The 16,774-nt window shown below is 63.2% G+C and carries 13 protein-coding genes; 6 read left to right on the top strand and 7 right to left on the bottom strand.

Annotated elements, in window-relative coordinates:
* Positions 1–54: 54 nt before the first annotated feature.
* Positions 55–384, bottom strand: coding sequence for a conjugal transfer protein TraD (locus tag FHS79_RS16575; RefSeq protein WP_184202638.1), 330 nt, complete (start codon positions 382–384; stop codon positions 55–57).
* Between the two features lie 177 nt (positions 385–561).
* Between FHS79_RS16575 and traA the strand changes: the two genes are divergently transcribed.
* The 4 genes from traA to FHS79_RS16555 are packed head-to-tail and all read left to right on the top strand — an operon-like array spanning position 562 to position 4,844.
* Positions 562–3,477 carry a Ti-type conjugative transfer relaxase TraA gene (traA, locus tag FHS79_RS16570; RefSeq protein ID WP_184202623.1) on the top strand — a complete coding sequence of 972 codons (2,916 nt, stop codon included), beginning with the start codon at positions 562–564 and terminating at the stop codon, positions 3,475–3,477.
* Between the two features lie 8 nt (positions 3,478–3,485).
* Positions 3,486–4,226, top strand: coding sequence for a DUF6118 family protein (locus tag FHS79_RS16565; RefSeq protein ID WP_184202620.1), 741 nt, complete (start codon positions 3,486–3,488; stop codon positions 4,224–4,226).
* Positions 4,223–4,429, top strand: a complete 207-nt coding sequence (locus FHS79_RS16560) for a TOBE domain-containing protein (RefSeq protein ID WP_184202618.1) — start codon at positions 4,223–4,225, stop codon at positions 4,427–4,429. Before FHS79_RS16565 ends, FHS79_RS16560 begins: the two co-directional genes overlap by 4 nt.
* 1 nt (position 4,430) lies before the next feature.
* Positions 4,431–4,844, top strand: a complete 414-nt coding sequence (locus tag FHS79_RS16555; protein WP_184202616.1) for a LysR family transcriptional regulator — start codon at positions 4,431–4,433, stop codon at positions 4,842–4,844.
* A gap of 63 nt (positions 4,845–4,907) precedes the next feature.
* Here the strand turns inward: FHS79_RS16555 and FHS79_RS16550 are convergent, their stop codons facing one another.
* From FHS79_RS16550 to FHS79_RS16535, 4 genes are all read right to left on the bottom strand, one after another.
* A complete protein-coding gene (locus FHS79_RS16550) occupies positions 4,908–5,618 on the bottom strand; it encodes a recombinase family protein (protein ID WP_243452964.1) in 711 nt (236 codons plus the stop codon).
* Positions 5,615–6,412: a tetratricopeptide repeat protein gene (locus tag FHS79_RS16545; protein WP_184202633.1), complete on the bottom strand. Its 798-nt coding sequence runs from the start codon at positions 6,410–6,412 to the stop codon at positions 5,615–5,617. The genes FHS79_RS16550 and FHS79_RS16545 overlap by 4 nt, the downstream gene beginning before the upstream one ends.
* Positions 6,413–6,553: 141 nt before the next feature.
* Entirely contained in the window at positions 6,554–9,466 is a 2,913-nt protein-coding gene (locus FHS79_RS16540; protein ID WP_184202631.1) for a Tn3 family transposase, read from the bottom strand.
* Positions 9,467–9,542: 76 nt separating this feature from the next.
* Positions 9,543–10,097: a homogentisate 1,2-dioxygenase gene (locus FHS79_RS16535; protein WP_184202615.1), complete on the bottom strand. Its 555-nt coding sequence runs from the start codon at positions 10,095–10,097 to the stop codon at positions 9,543–9,545.
* A gap of 107 nt (positions 10,098–10,204) precedes the next feature.
* Here FHS79_RS16535 and FHS79_RS16530 point away from each other — a divergent pair, with 107 nt between their 5' ends.
* Complete coding sequence (locus FHS79_RS16530) at positions 10,205–12,247, top strand: TonB-dependent receptor plug domain-containing protein (protein ID WP_341534476.1); 2,043 nt, start codon at positions 10,205–10,207, stop codon at positions 12,245–12,247.
* Between the two features lie 36 nt (positions 12,248–12,283).
* On the opposite strand, the gene FHS79_RS16525 is transcribed toward FHS79_RS16530, so the two are convergent.
* Together FHS79_RS16525 and FHS79_RS16520 are read right to left on the bottom strand one after the other, a co-directional pair.
* The gene (locus FHS79_RS16525; RefSeq protein WP_184202613.1) at positions 12,284–13,510 is read right to left on the bottom strand and encodes a PepSY-associated TM helix domain-containing protein; all 1,227 of its coding nucleotides are present in this window, start codon (positions 13,508–13,510) and stop codon (positions 12,284–12,286) included.
* A 96-nt stretch (positions 13,511–13,606) separates the two neighbouring features.
* On the bottom strand, positions 13,607–15,697 hold the full coding sequence (locus FHS79_RS16520; RefSeq protein WP_184202611.1) for a TonB-dependent receptor: 2,091 nt from the start codon (positions 15,695–15,697) through the stop codon (positions 13,607–13,609).
* A gap of 293 nt (positions 15,698–15,990) precedes the next feature.
* Between FHS79_RS16520 and FHS79_RS16515 the strand changes: the two genes are divergently transcribed.
* The gene (locus FHS79_RS16515) at positions 15,991–16,749 is read left to right on the top strand and encodes an alpha/beta hydrolase family protein (protein ID WP_184202610.1); all 759 of its coding nucleotides are present in this window, start codon (positions 15,991–15,993) and stop codon (positions 16,747–16,749) included.
* Positions 16,750–16,774 lie beyond the last annotated feature (25 nt).

Raw genomic sequence — 16,774 nt, 5'->3', positions numbered from 1 at the left:
CCCAGCTCGATCAGGTGGCGCGTCCGTTCGCGGCGTTGCACGACCCAGGCCCTGCTATCCGTTCGCCGTAGGGCTGCTTCCGCGCGCAGTGTCGCCGCCCGGTTCAGCTTGAGCGCCCGATCCGTCGATCGCAGCAGCGCCGCCACCTTTCTTCCCGCGCCGTTGAAAGAACGCAGCGCCCGTCGCACGCCATGCCTCCTTTGCCGCAGTATCTTTCGATCCAATCGCATCGAGCAGCACGCCGGCCAGCGTCTCGGCATCGAGCATATCGGCCCCGGTTGCTGCGACCAGTTGCCCGAGCTGTTCGACCCGCTTCGCCTTGAGCGCACGGGCCTTGTCGCCCAACGCCTTTAGTTCGGCATCGTAATCGCGAACCTTGCGCATAGCCGTCACCCTTCTGCGTATCGTTCGTTCGTATCTTAGCGCCGCCAGCAAACGGGTAAAGCCGGAACGAGCAAGGAGCGGCAGCAAGTCAGTCACGAGAAGCGAAGCGGATTGTGAGTGCGCGCTTATAGAACAGCGTTGCCGTTCTGCACGAAGAAGGGTAGTGAGCGGCTCACGATGGCGATCTACCACTTCTCCGCCAAGATCATCAGCCGTAAGGCAGGCAGTAGCGCGGTCGCAAGCGCGGCCTATCGTGCCGCCGAGCGGCTGCACGACGACCGGCTGAACCGCAATCACGACTTCACCAACAAGGCGGGGGTGATCCACTCCGAGGTGATGTTGCCCGAGGGCGCGCCGGAGCGTTTGTGCGATCGAACGACTTTGTGGAACGAGATCGAGGCGAAGGAGAAGCGGTACGACGCGCAGTTGGCGCGCGAGGTGGAATTCTCGATCCCACGCGAGATGAGCGAGAAGCAGGGCGTGCAGCTTGCCCGCGATTTCGTCGACGAGCAGTTCGTGAAGCGCGGCATGGTCGCGGACCTCAACGTGCATTGGGACCAGGCGGCGGACGGCAGCCCCAAGCCGCACGCGCACGTCATGCTGTCGATGCGCCATGTAAAAGGGCAAGGGTTCGGCAATAAGGTTGCCGACTGGAACGACCGGGCGTTGTTGAAGGATTGGCGGGAGGCCTGGGCCGCGCACGTCAACGAGCGACTTACCGAGCTGAGCATCGACGCGCGGGTCGACCATCGCTCCTATGCCGATCAGGGCATCGCGCTTGAGCCGCAGCACAAGATTGGACCCGCGGCATCGCGGCGTCCAAGCCAAGGGCTTGAGTCGGAGCGGATCGAGGATCACGCGCGCATCGCCCGCGAGAACGGCGATAAGATTATTGCCAACCCCAATGTCGCGCTGGACGCCATCACGCGCAGCCAATCGACGTTTACGACCCGTGATCTTGCGACGTTCGCGTTCCGGCACAGTGACGGCAAGGAGCAGTTCGACCAGGTGATGGGGGCGGTGCGCGCCAACTCCGAGCTGGTCGCGTTGGGCAAAGATGGGCGCGACCAGGACCGGTTCACGTCGCGCGACATGATCGCGGTGGAGGCCAGGCTTCAGCGCGCCGCCGACGAATTGGCAGCGCGGAGCGGGCATGGCGTCGCCGATCGGCATCGGGACGCGGCGTTGGCATCGGCCGAGGGCAGGGGGCTTGTCCTGTCCGGGGAGCAGCGCGACGCCTTTGAGCATGTGACCGGCAGCGCCGGGCTGGCGTCGGTCGTGGGCTACGCCGGTAGCGGTAAGTCGGCGATGCTTGGTGTCGCGCGCGAGGTTTGGGAAGGGCAGGGCTACACCGTGCGCGGCGCGGCCCTGTCGGGCATCGCGGCCGAGAACCTTGAGGGCGGGTCGGGCATTCAGAGCCGGACGATCGCCAGTCTTGAACATGCATGGGGGCAGGGGCGCGAGCAGCTAGGCCCCAGGGACGTTCTGGTGGTGGACGAGGCGGGCATGATCGGGTCGCGCCAGATGGAGCGCGTGTTGAGCCAAGCGCGCGACGCCGGGGCCAAGGTCGTCATGGTTGGCGACCCCGAGCAGTTGCAGGCGATCGAGGCGGGTGCTGCGTTCCGCAGCGTCACCGAGCGCCACGGCGCGGCCGAGATCACCGAGATACGCCGGCAGCGCGAGGACTGGCAGCGTGACGCCACGCGCGCGCTGGCGACCGGGCGTAGCGGCGAGGCGATCCATGCCTATGACAGTCGCGGCATGGTCCACGCGGCCGACACGCGGGAAGCGGCGCGGGGCGAGCTGGTCGACGGTTGGGATCGTGCGCGCCAGGTCGAACCCGGCAACAGCCGGATCATTCTCACCCATACCAACGCCGAGGTGCGCGAGCTGAATGAGGAGGCGCGGGGCCGGTTGCGCGCGAGCGGCGACCTTGGCGACGACGTGGCGGTGAAGACCGAACGTGGTGATCGCCAGTTCGCGAGCGGCGACCGCATCATGTTTCTTCGCAACGAACGCGGCATGGGGGTCAAGAACGGCACGCTCGCCACGATCGAGCGGGTATCGGCTGAGGGCATGGCGGTGCGCCTCGATGACGGGCGCGGCGTCGCGTTCGACACCAAGGATTATGCTCATGTCGATCACGGCTATGCGGCGACGTTCCACAAATCGCAGGGCGTGACGGTCGATCGGGCGCACATCCTCGCCACCCCCGGCATGGATCGCCACAGCGCGTATGTCGGCATGTCGCGGCACCGTGACAGCGTGCAGGTCCATTATGGCCACGACGACTTCGCCGACCGGGGCCAGCTCGTCCGCGCCCTGTCGCGCGACCGGGGCAAGGACATGGCCGGCGACTATGCCCGGCCCGAGCAGGACCAGGCGCGTGCTTTCGCCGATCGGCGCGAGATCCGGTTCCCGGAACGCGCCCGCCAGATGGTCGAGAAGGTCCGCGACAAAACCAGGGGCATGTTCGCAGGGTTCCGGCCGAAGCCGGCACCTGAGAAAACCACGTTGCCGGAGCGCGTTGCGGCCGATCGGCCGCTCGCACCCTCGCAGGCCCGCGCGATCGAACGCTATGGCCGTGCCGCAGCCGACATGGAGCGGATGCGGGCGAAGGGGTTGCCGGTACTGGCGCACCAGGAACAGGCACTGGCGAAGGCCGGCGACGCGCTCGACCAGACCCGGCCCCATGCCGCGCGCGACCTGGCCAGCGCGATCGAGCGCAACCCCCGGCTCGCGCGTGACGCAGCCGAGGGCAACACGGGTGGCGCGGCAAAGGCGATGGAGATCGAGCGTCAGGTTCGCATCGACCCGGAGAAGCGTGCGGGCCGGTTCATGGAGCAGTGGCAGGGTATGCAGGAAGCCCGCGCCAGCATGGAGCGTGCCGGCGACCGTGCGGGTGCTGAGAAGCTGGGCAAGCGCATGGAGAGCATCGCGGGCGGATTGCACCGCGACCCGCAGCTCGAATCCGTGTTGCGCGCCCGAGCGCCCGAGCTGGCGTTGAGCATGGAGCGGGGCCGGTCGATCGGGCAGGAACTGGCACGGTCGATCCAGCCTGATCGCGACCGTGATCGCGGCATGAGCCGGTAGGAGAGACGATGCAGGACGACGATATTCCAGAGGGCGGCGATCCGGCGGAGGCGTTCGACCGGTTGCGGGCCGTGATAGAAGGCCAGGACCGCGAGCTGGCGTTGCTACGCCGTGCCGTGGAGGGCTTGGCGGCCGAGCGGGCGCATATCGACGTGCCGGATTACACCGAAACGTTGGGGCGGATGCAGCAGGGCGTGGACGCCACGGCCGACCGGCTCAACGCGATCGGCCAGATACTCGCCCAGGCCCCGGCGCTGGCGATGACGCCCGAGCAGATGGCGCAACGGATCGCCGCGGCGGGCAGCGCCGCCCGGCGCGAGGATCAGGCGGCACTCGCCAAGGCGGGCGAGGACAAGGCTCGCGTCATGGCTGAGCTTCGCGCCATCGCTGGGTCCGCATGGACACGGGCCGACCAGAGGAACCGGCAACTATGGTTCGGGCTGGGCGGGGCGGCGATCGGCATCCTCGCATGGACGATTCTGCCCGGCCTTGTCGCGCGCGAGATCGCCCCGGCGAGCTGGCAATGGCCGGAGAAGATGGCGGCGCGAACTCTCGATCGGCCAATGTGGGAGGCGGGGCGACACCTGTTGATTACGGATTCCCCGAAGAACTGGAACGCGATGGTCGATGGCTGGAACATCGTTCAAGGGAATGAGAAGACCATCGACGGGTGCAGAAAGGCCGCGCCCAAGGCGGGCGATCCGGTACGCTGCACGCTCAGAATATCTCTCGAGGAGAAAGCAAAATGAAGATCAGCGCGCGCAATCAGATTCCGGGTCGGGTAACGGCCATTCAGCCCGGCGCGGTCAACGGTTCGGTGAAGGTCGATATCGGGAACGGTATCGTTGTGACGGCCAACATCACCGAGGAAGCAATCGCCGACCTGAATCTTGCCGAGGGCGATCAGGTAACGGTGTTGGCCAAGGCGAGCGACGTGCTGATTGGCAAGTGACGTGCGTGTCGGTCAGCTCAAGCTAAAATTGCAAATCCTGTGTGGTGACGGCTACGCGATGGGGCCGGGCAAAGCGGACCTGCTGGAGGCGATCGATCGCGAGGGTTCGATCACGGCGGCAGGCCGCGCGCTTGGCATGAGCTACCGGCGGACGTGGTTGCTGGTCGATGAGATGAACCGCTGTTTTCACGAGCGACTGGTGGAGACGCTGACCGGCGGCGGTCGTAATCGCGGCGCGCGTCTTACCGAATACGGGCGCACGGTGGTCGCGGACTACCGCGATCTTGAAGCGCAGACCGCGCGCGTGTCGGAAAGCGCGTCCTATGGCCGATTGGTGGCGGCGGTGCTGGATGCGCCGTTGCCGCCCAAGGCGTCGTCACCCATCAGCGTAGCGCGGCGATCATCACCGGAATAACGGGATCGGCCCAGTCACCTCATAGGTCCAAAAACGGCCATCTCGTAGAACGGATGCGGAACGTTATGGCGCGGATACCGTGTCTTTGACCGCGAGATTGCTAACAATGCGACTGATAGTGGCACGATGGACGCGGAAAAGGCGGGCGATATCAGCTGTCGATCTGCCAGCGGTAAGCATGGTGATGACCTCGACCTGTTGTTGAGGGGACAGCTTGGGCTGACGGCCGCCACTGCGCCCCTGAGCGCGCGCCGAGCGCAGGCCGGCCTGGGTTCGTTCGCGGACCATGGCGCGCTCGAACTCGGCGAACGAGCCCAGCATTTGCATCATCATGCGACCGGACGCCGTTGTGCTGTCGATGTTTTCGGTCAGCGAGCGGAACCCGGCGCCGGCCTTTTCGACGCGATCGAGAATAAGCAGCAAATCTTTCAACGAACGCGATAGCCGGTCGAGCTTCCAGACAGCGAGGACATCACCGGGCTGGAGACGGTCAAGCAGACGGTGAAGTTCTGGACGATCCCAGCGCCCGCCAGAGGCATGTTCCTCATACACACGGGTGCAGCCCACGGCTTCGAGTGCTTCGATTTGAGGAGCGGTATCCTGGTCTTCGGCCTTGGACACGCGGGCATATCCGAGCAGCCGGGCCGATGCTGCACTTTTCTGTTGCTTATGCTCTTGATTTGGCAACAGCTTTGTGCGACGAGTAACGCGTTGTTTTTGCTGCGCCGGTTTGGGTGCTGCACAAACGATCGTTTGCGCGCAGGGTCCGTTCATCGTGTCCGGCTCCTGCCAGGACGCGGCTTCAAAGCGGCGGTGCGCTCCACCAGCCACTCGATGGCGCCTGGCGTGATTCGCCAGGCGGCGCCGTTCTCCTCGACATAAGCGGTTGCCTCATCCGCACCGCCCATGCTGATATAGCCGTCGTTCGAGGGGGCCAGACGCTTCAGGCCGGCGAGCATGGCTGGGACATGCGGGTTGGCCTCCCACGCTTCCTCGACGATCCCCTGGGTGTCAATATCCTGGTCGCGATAGGCTAGCAGTACCAGCGTATAGACCCAGGCCGCGCTGGCATCCTCTTCATATTGGTGGAGCAAATCCTTTAGCGCCGGGATGTCCTCTCGCGACAGAAGGGCTGTCGCCAATAGGTAGCGAATGCCCTGATTGTCATTGGGATTGAGCATCAGCATCGCGCGATAGTGATCGATTGCCGCCTGCTGATCACCCAGACGCCACAATGTTATCGCAAGCCCTGCTCGCGCCCGCATATAGGGTCTGGTCTGAAGAAACCCCCAGAAGTGGCCGGACAGCTCCTCGAACTCGTCGCCGAGCGCGCGTTCGCCTGCCTCCACACCTTGACGGTACAACGCCAGCGCGTCCTGTTGGGAGCCCGCTTCTTCTTCCGCGAGCAGGACATAGGCATCCGCGCATAGCGGGGAGATGTCGAGCGCGGCTCTGGCGAGAGCGACACGTTCGGCACCGCTTGCTTCCCACGCGTCGTACATCATCTCTTGGGCATCATCGACGGCGCCGTTCGCATTGGCCTCTACGCGGCCGAACAGTCCGGCCATGAAGCCTTCCATGGCTCGGCGGTCGGGAAACACCTCGGAAGGCCGCTTGGCGAGCGCTGCCGCGGGCTTGTTCCGTGTCTTCCTAACCTTGGGACGTCGGGGAGGTGGTGACGCTTTCTTCATCGCAGATCCCTTTGCGGATTACGCCGCCAGCGGCAGTTCGAAGTCGATGCGCCGATCCAGATTCGCCTCGAAGCGGCCATAAGGATTGATATGGGCGTGGATGGCGGGCGTCAGGCCGCGATGGTCTTCGGCGGTCATCCGCTTCAGCCAGGCGGGCTCGGTTAGGACCCGCTGCAGCATCTGTGTGTTCACATAGACCAGGCAGTTCTGCAGCAAATGCAGTGCCAGCACCGCCAGCTCCTGATCCTCCAGACGATTGGTGGCGATCTCACCGCCCTTGCCGAAGAAGATGAAGCTGTGCGCGCCGTTCCAGTTTTCGACGACGTTGAGCCCGGCATGGATTTCGCGGCGCAGGTCCTCCGAACCGATATAGCCGCACAGAAAGATCGTCTTGATAACCTTGCCGAGTTCGGCGAGCGCCGCATAGGTCGGGTGCTGGACAGCCGCGCTAGCGAAGCGACGCAGGATCGCTTCGGGGTCGGCGGTGCGGTGTTTGAGCGCAGCGGTATATTTGATCATCTCGTCATACTGTCGCTCGATCAGGGGCCAGTTGATCTCACGCGCCAGGATCGGCGTGAGATTGCCGAGCGCGCCGCGCATCGCCGCTTCCGGCACATAGAGCTTCTGGCGGGCGATCGCCTTCAGGCGCGGCGCCAACTCGAACCCGAGCAGGTGGGAAAAAGCGAAGCCCACCTCGCTCTGGCCATGGCTGTCGACATAATGACGCTGAATCTCCTGATCGGTACAATGGCGCAGCACGCCTTCGATCATCGCGCTGACCTCGGAGGACGAACAGCGTTTGAGCTGCGAGTATATGCAGGTCGCTTGGCGCTCCATGTGCCAGTAGATCATGACGCCGCGACCGCGGTAGCGGACATGCCATTCCGCCATCAGATTTTGGTCCCAAGCCCCCACCTTCGTCGAATCAGACGCGCACGCGGTTCCTGCCTCGCCCCAGATGCGCTGGTCGCGCGTCGCGAGGATCGCGTTGGTGACCAACGCGGTTGCGCTGCGTAGCGCCTCCTTGTGGATGAACCGCCGCCGGACGTGCAACAGCTCGGCATAGCTCGCCTCTTCGGTCCCTGCGCTGACCCGCTTCAGACCGGCATTGGTGCCCAAGCCATAGAGGCACAGGACGAGACGCTGGCGCAGCGTATCAGGATCGAGGACGACCCGGTCGCCCGACGTCGTGAATTCCTCGAGAAATCCAGTTTGCCGGGCGGTCTCCATCAGCACGTCGATCAAATTCGTCATCGGCCAGCGCCGCTCGAGTTCTGTCTTGATCGCCTCCAGATTGGGGGCTGCCGGCAGCGGCTCGAAGGGCGTGATCGAAATCCGGTTCTTGCCCTGCTGGCGAAGCCGCACTTTGGTATTGCGCGGCATGTTCCGGTTCAGCGTGCCGAGCGCCTCGGTCATCTGTGAACGAAGGCCGGTGACAAACGCTCCTGCATCCTCGCTGCGGCCGAGTTCGCGATAATAGTCGGCGCGGCGTGTCTCGAAATCCTGCGGCAAATCTTCGTCTGGATTGCGGTAGCGGTCCGCTCCCACCACCCAAATCTCCTTACAGCGCAGACGCTCGCGTAAAGCGGTCAGGACGCAGATCTCGTAGTTGATGCGGTTGATCCGCGTACGCCCGTCGTCGTCCTTTTCCACGACCAGGTCCCGCCATTTGGGTGGCACGACGCCGTCCAGTGGCACGCCGTCTTCGGGCCGAATGACGCGCCGGCTGCCGCTCGTCCGGCGTAGCCAGTCGACCGCATCGAGCACCGGGCGATGCACCAAGTTATTCGAGCAAAATGACAGCACGCCCAATACCGCCGGAAGCATGCGACGATAATGACGCAGATACGAGACGCGCAGCACCCGGTGAACGCGCCGCTCGAAACCGTCCGAGGCCTTATGCTCGCGCACGATCGCCGCCAGTACATCGGCGCCGCCCGCTGCCGGGAATACGACATCGCGCACCATGCCCTCGGGCTGAAGGCAGGCCGCCTCGGCAATCCGGACCAGCAGCCCTTCTTTGCCGTGAACCCGCCCGACCTCGGCCACGAACGCCTTGAGCACCCGGTTTCGGGCCCGGCTACCAACCTTGTGAACGACCTCGATCAGCAGGTCGATCAGCCCGTCTGTGAGTTCGCGCTCCCGGTGCGCCAAGAAAAGCGCGAACAGCGCGTGGCGACGACCATCGGGGTGCCGGCGCATCGTCCAGGCGGTCTCGTTGATCACCCTGCGACGCAGAATCCGCGCAACGGGATCTCGCAAATCCGGCAAGGCCTCTGGGGACAGCACATGCTGCTTCACAAAGGCAAGCCGCCGGGCCGCCACCAATATGTTGTCGATATTAGGCTGGCCCGGATCTGCTTTCAGCGCCGAAAAACCCGTGACGCTGCCCTCGTTGGCAAGCGAAGCATCAAGCCTCTTCCCGTGCTCGGAGGATACGAACGACGCAATCCTCTCGAGCACCTGATCCTCGAACGTGCGGCGGGCCGTGGTGATCAGCGCCGTCAACGTTTCTTCTTCGGGCGCCGCAATCTGGTGCGCGACGAACCATCCAAGAAGACGGTCCATCATCCCGGAAGCTGGCAAGCCCAACGGGCAAAGCTCGGAGCCAGTCCACGCAGCTGCTGCCTGCATGTCTTGTCGGCGCGCCCGGCGAAATCCCAAATGGTCGAGAATCTCGGCGCGATGCCGTCGTCCCGATCGGCCGAGCCAGTCATAGCCCTCAAGGTCTGCAGGCGATGCTCCGATCTGCTCGGCAAGATACGCTACCGCGGTATCCGGAAACTCACCGGCACCGCGACCAAAGCGTCCTGTCGTACGGTACAGGAGCAGCTGCGCGGCAAAGCCGAGCCGGGTCGCCGCAGGCTTTGCGTTCAAAAGCGCGAAATCTTCGAACGCCAAACTCCAGCGGCCGGCGAGCTCCTGCTCCATCCCCCAGATACTCACCACCGACATTGTCTTCTCCGGCCCGCTTGTTTCACAACATTCGAGTACCGGAACGCAACAGTCAACCGCGCGGACCGTTTCCGATCCGTTCTACGAGATGGCCGTTTTTCGACCTATGAGGTGACTGGGCCGGATCGGCGTTGCCGGCAATCTGAAGCAGGTAGCGGCCGGGCGTCAGCTTGAAATCCACCATCTTGCGAATGGCCGAACAGGTTGGGCCATGTGCGTGCGTGGCAGAGGTGACGGCTTTTCCGTCACGCACCACATCGACCCATGCTCCGGCCCCGAGCGCGATGCGGTAGGTGCCGGTTGTTGTCACGGTGAAGCTCGCCAGACCACCATGACTTGCGGGCTTTCCAGCCTTCTCGGGCGGAACAGCATAGCGCACGGCCGACGTCGGCATCAAACGCAGCGCAGCCGTCTGTCCTACGGAAAGCGAAGCCCGCGATGCCGTGCCGACTGACGTGGCGGCGGTGCGAGGCACGCTGCTGGACCACTTAGCAAGCTCGGGCGGCAGCGTCGTCGTCGTGGCGGAGCAGTCTGGCCGAGGCGCTGTTTCTTGAGCACCAGCGACCGAGGCCAGACCGAGCGCGATCGTTGTCACCATCATTCGCATGGAAAATTCCCCTTCGACATAGCTCTATATCCCGTCATATATCGTCCGTCGATGGCGGTGATGCCAAGAGGGGGAATGATATGCGTCGTCCGTCAACTCGCCACGGCTTGGCCGCTCTTGCGCTGGCGATGCTGCCGACGCCAATTTTTGCCCAAGCCGTCGAGGAGCCGCCGGCGGACGACAAGACATTTGGGCTGGGGCAGATCATCATCGTTACCGGGCAGCGCCCGGAGGGTGTCGATATCGGCGGCTCGACCGTCAATTCGGAGGCGATCTACACCTTCAACCGCAACAGTCTGGACGAGGCGGCGAACCTTATTCCAGGCGTCAGCTCGTCCAACACCGGCGGCTCGCGCAACGAGCGGCTGATCTTCGTGCGCGGGTTCGATCGCTTTCAAGTCCCGCTGTCGATCGACGGCATCCGGGTCTATCTCCCCGCCGACAACCGGCTCGACTATGGCCGCTTCCTCACCCCCGACATCGCCGAAATACAGGTCGCAAAGGGTTACGCATCGGTGCTTGACGGTCCCGGTGCAATGGGCGGCGCGGTCAATCTCGTCACTCGCAAGCCGACCAAGGCGATCGAGGCGGAGGCGCGCGGCACGATCAGCGGAGATCGCGGCGTTGATTATGCCGGTTACAACGTGTTCGGCCTGCTCGGCACGCGGCAGGACAAGTTCTACGTCCAAGGTTCCTTTACCCGCAATTTTCAGGATCATTGGGATTTGGTGGGAGGGTTCATGCCGACCGCGAACGAGGATGGCGGCGCGCGCGAGTTCACCCGCACCAGCGACGAGCGGATCAACCTGAAAGCTGGCTTCACGCCGAACGCGACTGATGAGTACGCGATCAGCTACACCCGGCAGAAGGGGGAGAAGAACGCGCCGATCGAGACGACCGTGCCGCTCCCGGTACAACGCTACTGGTCATGGCCTTACTGGAATATCGACAGCATCTATTTCCTCTCGACCACGGCGCTAGGCGACCGCGCGACCTTGAAGACCCGCGCCTATCGCAACACGTTCGACAACCTGCTGCGGTCGTTCGACAGCCGCGCGCAGAACACGCAGACCCTGCCCCGCGCCTTCAACAGCTACTATGAAGACGAAGCCTATGGCGGATCGGCGCAGCTCGATGTCGAGCTAACCCCGGCCGACACCTTCCGCGTCGCCGCTCACTACCGCCGCGATCGGCACGTCGAATATCAGCAGGTGTTCCCTTCCGGCTTTACCGAGCCGGATCAGGTGAATGAGGAAGACACATGGAGCATCGCGGCGGAGAATACGCTGGTGCTATCCCCTGCCCTCACCTTCATCACCGGCGTCAGCTACGATTGGCGCGACCTGAAACGCGCCGAGGAATATGGCACGCCGCCTGGCGGCGGAGCTTCGCGGGTGTTCAGCTATCCGATCCGCAACGCCGATGCGGTGAACGGCCAGGGCCAGCTTGTCTGGACGCCTAATGACGCCACCCGCCTTCATGCCAGCATATCGTCGCGTGCGCGGTTTCCGACCATCTTCGAGCGGTTCAGCTCCCGCTTTGGCGGGGCCACGTCCAACGCTGACCTCAAAGCCGAACGCGCGACCAACTATGAAATCGGTGGTGCACGCACATTCGGCCCGGTCAGAGCAGAGGGGGCGCTGTTCTACTCGCGCCTTGACGATGTGATCGTCGCCTTCCCGCTGATCTTCAACGGCCAGGCCGTCACCCAGAGCCGCAATCTCGGCAAGGGTGAGTATTACGGCGGCGAGATCGCATTGAGCGCCGCGATCGGGGGCACGCTGAACGTGGGCGCGAACTACACCTACACCAAGCGCGACCTGAACGACCCGTCAAACGCCGCCTTCCAGCCGACCGGCGTCCCCACCCATAAGGGGTTCGCCTATGCCGACTGGTCGCCGATCGACCGGCTCCATATCGTGCCCAATGTCGATATCGCGTCTGATCGTTGGGTCACCAACACTGCCGGAACGCGGTTCTTCCGCACGGGCAGCTACGTTCAGGCGAACTTACGGGTCGATTTTGAGGTCATGAACGGCATCGAGATTGGTGTCGGCGGGCGTAACCTGTTCGATGACAATTACCAGCTTGCCGATGGTTTCCCGGAGGCCGGGCGCAGCTTTTTCGCCAGCGTGCGGGCGCGCTATTAGGTGTCAAAACCGTTCGGTTGTGACACCATAACAAATCTACTCCGCTGCTACGGCACCGCCAATCGGCGGCACCTCTTGCCCCGCATTCTTAGAGTGTCGCTTGCGCTTTGCAGACACGCGAGCGCCGCGCTTCTTTGCCCAAATAACTATTCCGGTCACGCTCAGAATCACGACGCCCAGCCCCATGAGAGTAACGAACACATCATACGGCCGCCCCCAGATCGCAGCCATGTGCAGATCATACATCCAGCGCGTAACTGTATCGCCCGCCTTATTGTCGAGCGGGGATGAAAAGTCTCGCCGCGCTCCGGTATCGGCGTCGAAGACAACGCTGGTCGCGCCATATTGTTTGTCGGCACGGTCGGCACTGCTGCTGACCGAATAATGGAACGTGCCGGTTGCGGCATCATGATAAAGACCGGTTTCGGATCGCTGTGTCAGACTGCGAGCTTGCAGTTCGGCCACCATGAGCGACCGCCCACGATCGAGCGCGCTGCGCCAGGAAAGACCAGGCACCGGCTTGGGGGCGGGCAGCACGGGTATCTCCGCCGCTTCGCGGAAGGCAAAGATCGTGCGCATCACAGGCGTGTGGACCTGGCTGAGATTGAAGCCGACCGACGACCAGGCGAATACGAACAGCATCGCCCACAGCCACAGCCCGCCCGCGCGATGCAGGTCCACGTTCAGCTTATAGGCGCTCCACCCGCGCCGCACCGACCATGACGGGCGCCAGCGGGCCAGCCATGACGCCGGCATGCGGGCGGGCACACTGGAAACGCGCCGCGCCGGAAAGGTCAGATACGCGCCGACGAATGTGTCGATCGTCCAGAGCAACGCGACGATACCGAACGTCCAAGTGCCGACCGTGCCAAGCGCGAGCGAATAGTGAAGCTGGTAGAGGAATGGCATGATCGCGACACGGCCATCCAAAAGGCTGCCGCCGTCCCAGCGGGAAAGCACCCTTCCGGTGTAGAGATCGACAGCCAGTTCCGGCTTGGCCGCGCCCTCTGCATATAGGAACAGCGCTTCGCCGGGCCGGCTGTTCAGGGGCAGATAGGCGATTGCCGCGCCAGGCGTTTGCGCCGCTGCCATGTCCCGCAGCATCGCCGGATCGACAGGCGTAGCGCCGGCCTGCGGAGCGTCGATACGGTAGAGTTCGGGCGCGAGCGCCGCCGACAGCTCGTGATGCCAGACTAACAGCGCGCCAGTTGCGCCAGCCACGATCAAGAAGCCGGCCATCACCAGCCCGATCCAGCGATGCATCAGCACCCATAATGGCCGCCCAGGAAACCCCGCAGGCGCGAGCCTGCGGGCAGCCGCCGCCCGCAGTTCCGGTGCCCTGGAGGTCGCAGCCATAGGCTAAATCGTCGTTTTGATGCTGAGATAGCCGATACGCGGCGAGCCCCAGACATAGTTTTCGACAAACCTTTTGTTGAAGACGTTGTCGACACGGACCCGAAACTCGACATCACGCTTGCCGATGGTCATCCGGTATCGGGCGCCGAGATCGACCGTTCCGAACGCTGGATATCTGAGTTCATCGTTTGGCAGGGAGACCTCACGCATGGACTGTCCGGCAAGAGCCGCTGTCAGGGTCAGGCCGGTTACATACTGCGGCGCATATTCAGCTGCCAATGCGACTTGCCAACGCGGAACACGGACCGATCGTGAACCATTGACGGCAGGATTCGCGTCCTGCGCGATGACAGCATCCAGATAGGTCACGCCGCCGGTGAGCAGGAATTCGGTCAAAACCTTGCCGGAAACCAGCAGTTCGCCGCCCCGATTGCGTTGCAGGCCTGATCGCTGAAACAGCGTGCCTGGCCCGAGATAATAGTCATTGGGCCGCTTGATCTGGAAGATTGCGCCGCTGAGCTGCGCCGCGCCAATCGCGCGATCCCATTTGAAACCGGCCTCATATTGCTCGCTAACGACCGGGGGCAGCAGGATATTTGGATTTGTTGCATCAACCGGCGCGCGGCTACCGCGTTCCAGGCCCTGAGCGTAGTTGGCATAGAGGGACAGCCGCGATGTGGGATCGATCATGATGCCGACGAACGGCGTTGTCTTGCTGCCGCCGGGTTCAGACACCGTAACGGTTGCGCCGGCCTGACGACTGGCAGCGGAAATCGATGAGTAACGAATGCCGCCGAGGATGCGCGACCAGGACGTCGGCTCGACCATATAGGACACCAGCACACCATATTCGTCGCTGAACTGATCAGCACCGCGATTGAGCGCCCCCGGAGGGGTTACCGGGGCAAGGGGGCCGGTGTCGATATTGTAACGGCCAACGGTCCCCGAACCGAATACGCCGCTGCCGGTCTTGCCGTTGGTGTATTGGCCTGTGACGGTTAGCTTGTGCGCCACCGCCCCTGTTTGAAACTTGTAGGTGGCAACAAGGCTTGCCCCAAGGTCATTGGAAGTGAAGAGGCCGGGGAAGTAGAAAAAATCGACCTCTCGATTGGCATCGATGCGACCTCGCGCGCCACCCGAAAAAAATATTTCGCGATAATCCGCATATTGGGCTGCCGCCACTAGGGTGAAGTCGGGACCGATCTGTTGGACGATGCGGAAGTTGATGGTTTTGTTCAGGACATCATATTTTTCCGGACTGCCGAAATTGTAGTTCGTGTTGGCGAGCTTCGTTTGCAGGCGTCCGGCGGTGTCGAACAAGGCGGGATCACTGAGCACATCTCCGTCGGTGATCGAGCGAAGGAAGTTTCCATCGAGGAAGATCTGCGTTGATTCGCTGGGCTTAAAGTTGAATGCTGCGGCCGCGATTATGCGCTCGGCAGTCACGCCATCGAGGTAGGTGTCTCCAGCCTCTCCGGCGACGTTCAGTCGGAACCCGGCTTGTTCGCCGAACTGCCCCTCGGCTTCGACATGCCCGCCAAAGCTGCCGACGCTGCTCGCGCGGCCGGTCAGGGTAATGCCGGTCCTGCCCCGCGGGCTCTTGGTTACCACGTTGACCGCGCCGCCCGGCGACATGAAGCCATAGGCAAAGCCGGAAACCCCGCGCAGGACCTCCACCCGCTCCACCGCCTCGGCGGGGGCGGCGTTCCAGCTGAATCCCTGCGGCAGGCCGTTGCTCATGTAGCGGTTCACGAGGAAACCGCGGATAGTGCCGGTGCTGACACTGCTGCTAAGTTCCGACGACGCGTTCGTAGAGGTGAAGCTCGGGTCCGCAAACAGCATCTGGGAGAGATTGAGGGCGTCGCGGTCTTCGATCGTTTCGGCATCGACCACGCGGATGCTCAACGGCACATCGCGAACTGAAATGCCACCGATGACGTCGAGCTGGCTGTCCCGGCGGCCGGTTACGAGGATCGTCGTTTGATCTTCGGCGGCCGTCAAAGCGACTGTTAGCCCATCAATTTCCTGATTCTGCGCTACCGCCGGTGCAGTAATGCCGACCAGAGCCACCGATGCCAACAATATGCGAATCATTATCAACGTCCTTCGCCGCAGGCTAATAATGCGAGTGATTCGCAGTGTCTAGACACATATTGACGAATGCTGCGGTGTCACAACCGGTCGGTTTTGACGCGCCTTTGCACCCGAGCATTCCTGCGGCTTTGGAGGTGCCAGTATCGGGGCGCATTCCGCATCGCGGTTTTGGTCCAGCTAACCTATTGAGAAAGCGAGTTATGTCACTCGGTGTCAAAACCGACCAGTTTTGACACTTTGACCCGTCAAGCGCAGCTTGCTCGCGGATGGCGGACAGTCTGCTAAGGTGAGCCATGCTCGTTCGCTCGATCGCCCTCACCCTCCTGCTGGCTGGCTGCGTCACCCACCCGCTCGCTCCTACTCCTCACGCGCCTCTCGCATGGCGGCCGGTCGAACTGTTCGATACCACCCGCCAGCGGCCTGTTCCGGTCGTGCTCTATGGCGCGGCGCGCGCTAGGCGGCCGAAGCCGCTCGCAATCATCTCGCATGGCTACGGTGGCCACAGCACCGATTACACGTTCATTGCCAGCGCGCTCGCTCGCCGCGGCTATATCGTCGCATCAATCGAGCATCTGGAACGCTCTGGTGATCCCCGAATGGCCAACAGCGGCAACTTAGTGGAGCTGCGGCGACCAGTATGGCAAATCGGCGCCGATAGCATCGGCTTCGTCATAAGTGAGCTGCGCCGCCGAGGGCTCGCCGATCACACTCGCGTCGTTCTCGTTGGTCATTCCAATGGAGGCGATATGACGATGTTATTCAGCTCCCAACATCGAGGTGATGTGCAGGCGGCCTTCTCACTCGACCATCGCCGTATGCCTGTTCCTCGAACGGCGCGACCGCGCATTTGCTCAGCCCGGTCAAACGATTACGCTGCTGATCCCGGCGTGCTGCCGGTGGCGGCCGAACGGGACGCGCTCGGGATGGTGATGGCGGAAGTGCCGGTGAAGCATAACGACATGTTAGACAGCGCCTCACCCCAACAGCAACAAGCTATTCTTGAAGTGCTTGCCGCCTGTTTAGATGGTCATCTGGTCAAGCAACATAGCTAAGTCAAAACCAACCCGTTGTGACACC

The sequence above is a fragment of the Polymorphobacter multimanifer genome, assembly GCF_014205635.1.
GTDB lineage: Bacteria > Pseudomonadota > Alphaproteobacteria > Sphingomonadales > Sphingomonadaceae > Sandarakinorhabdus > Sandarakinorhabdus multimanifer.
Note: the sequence above shows the minus strand (reverse complement) of the source record. Positions and strands in the feature narration are given on the sequence as shown.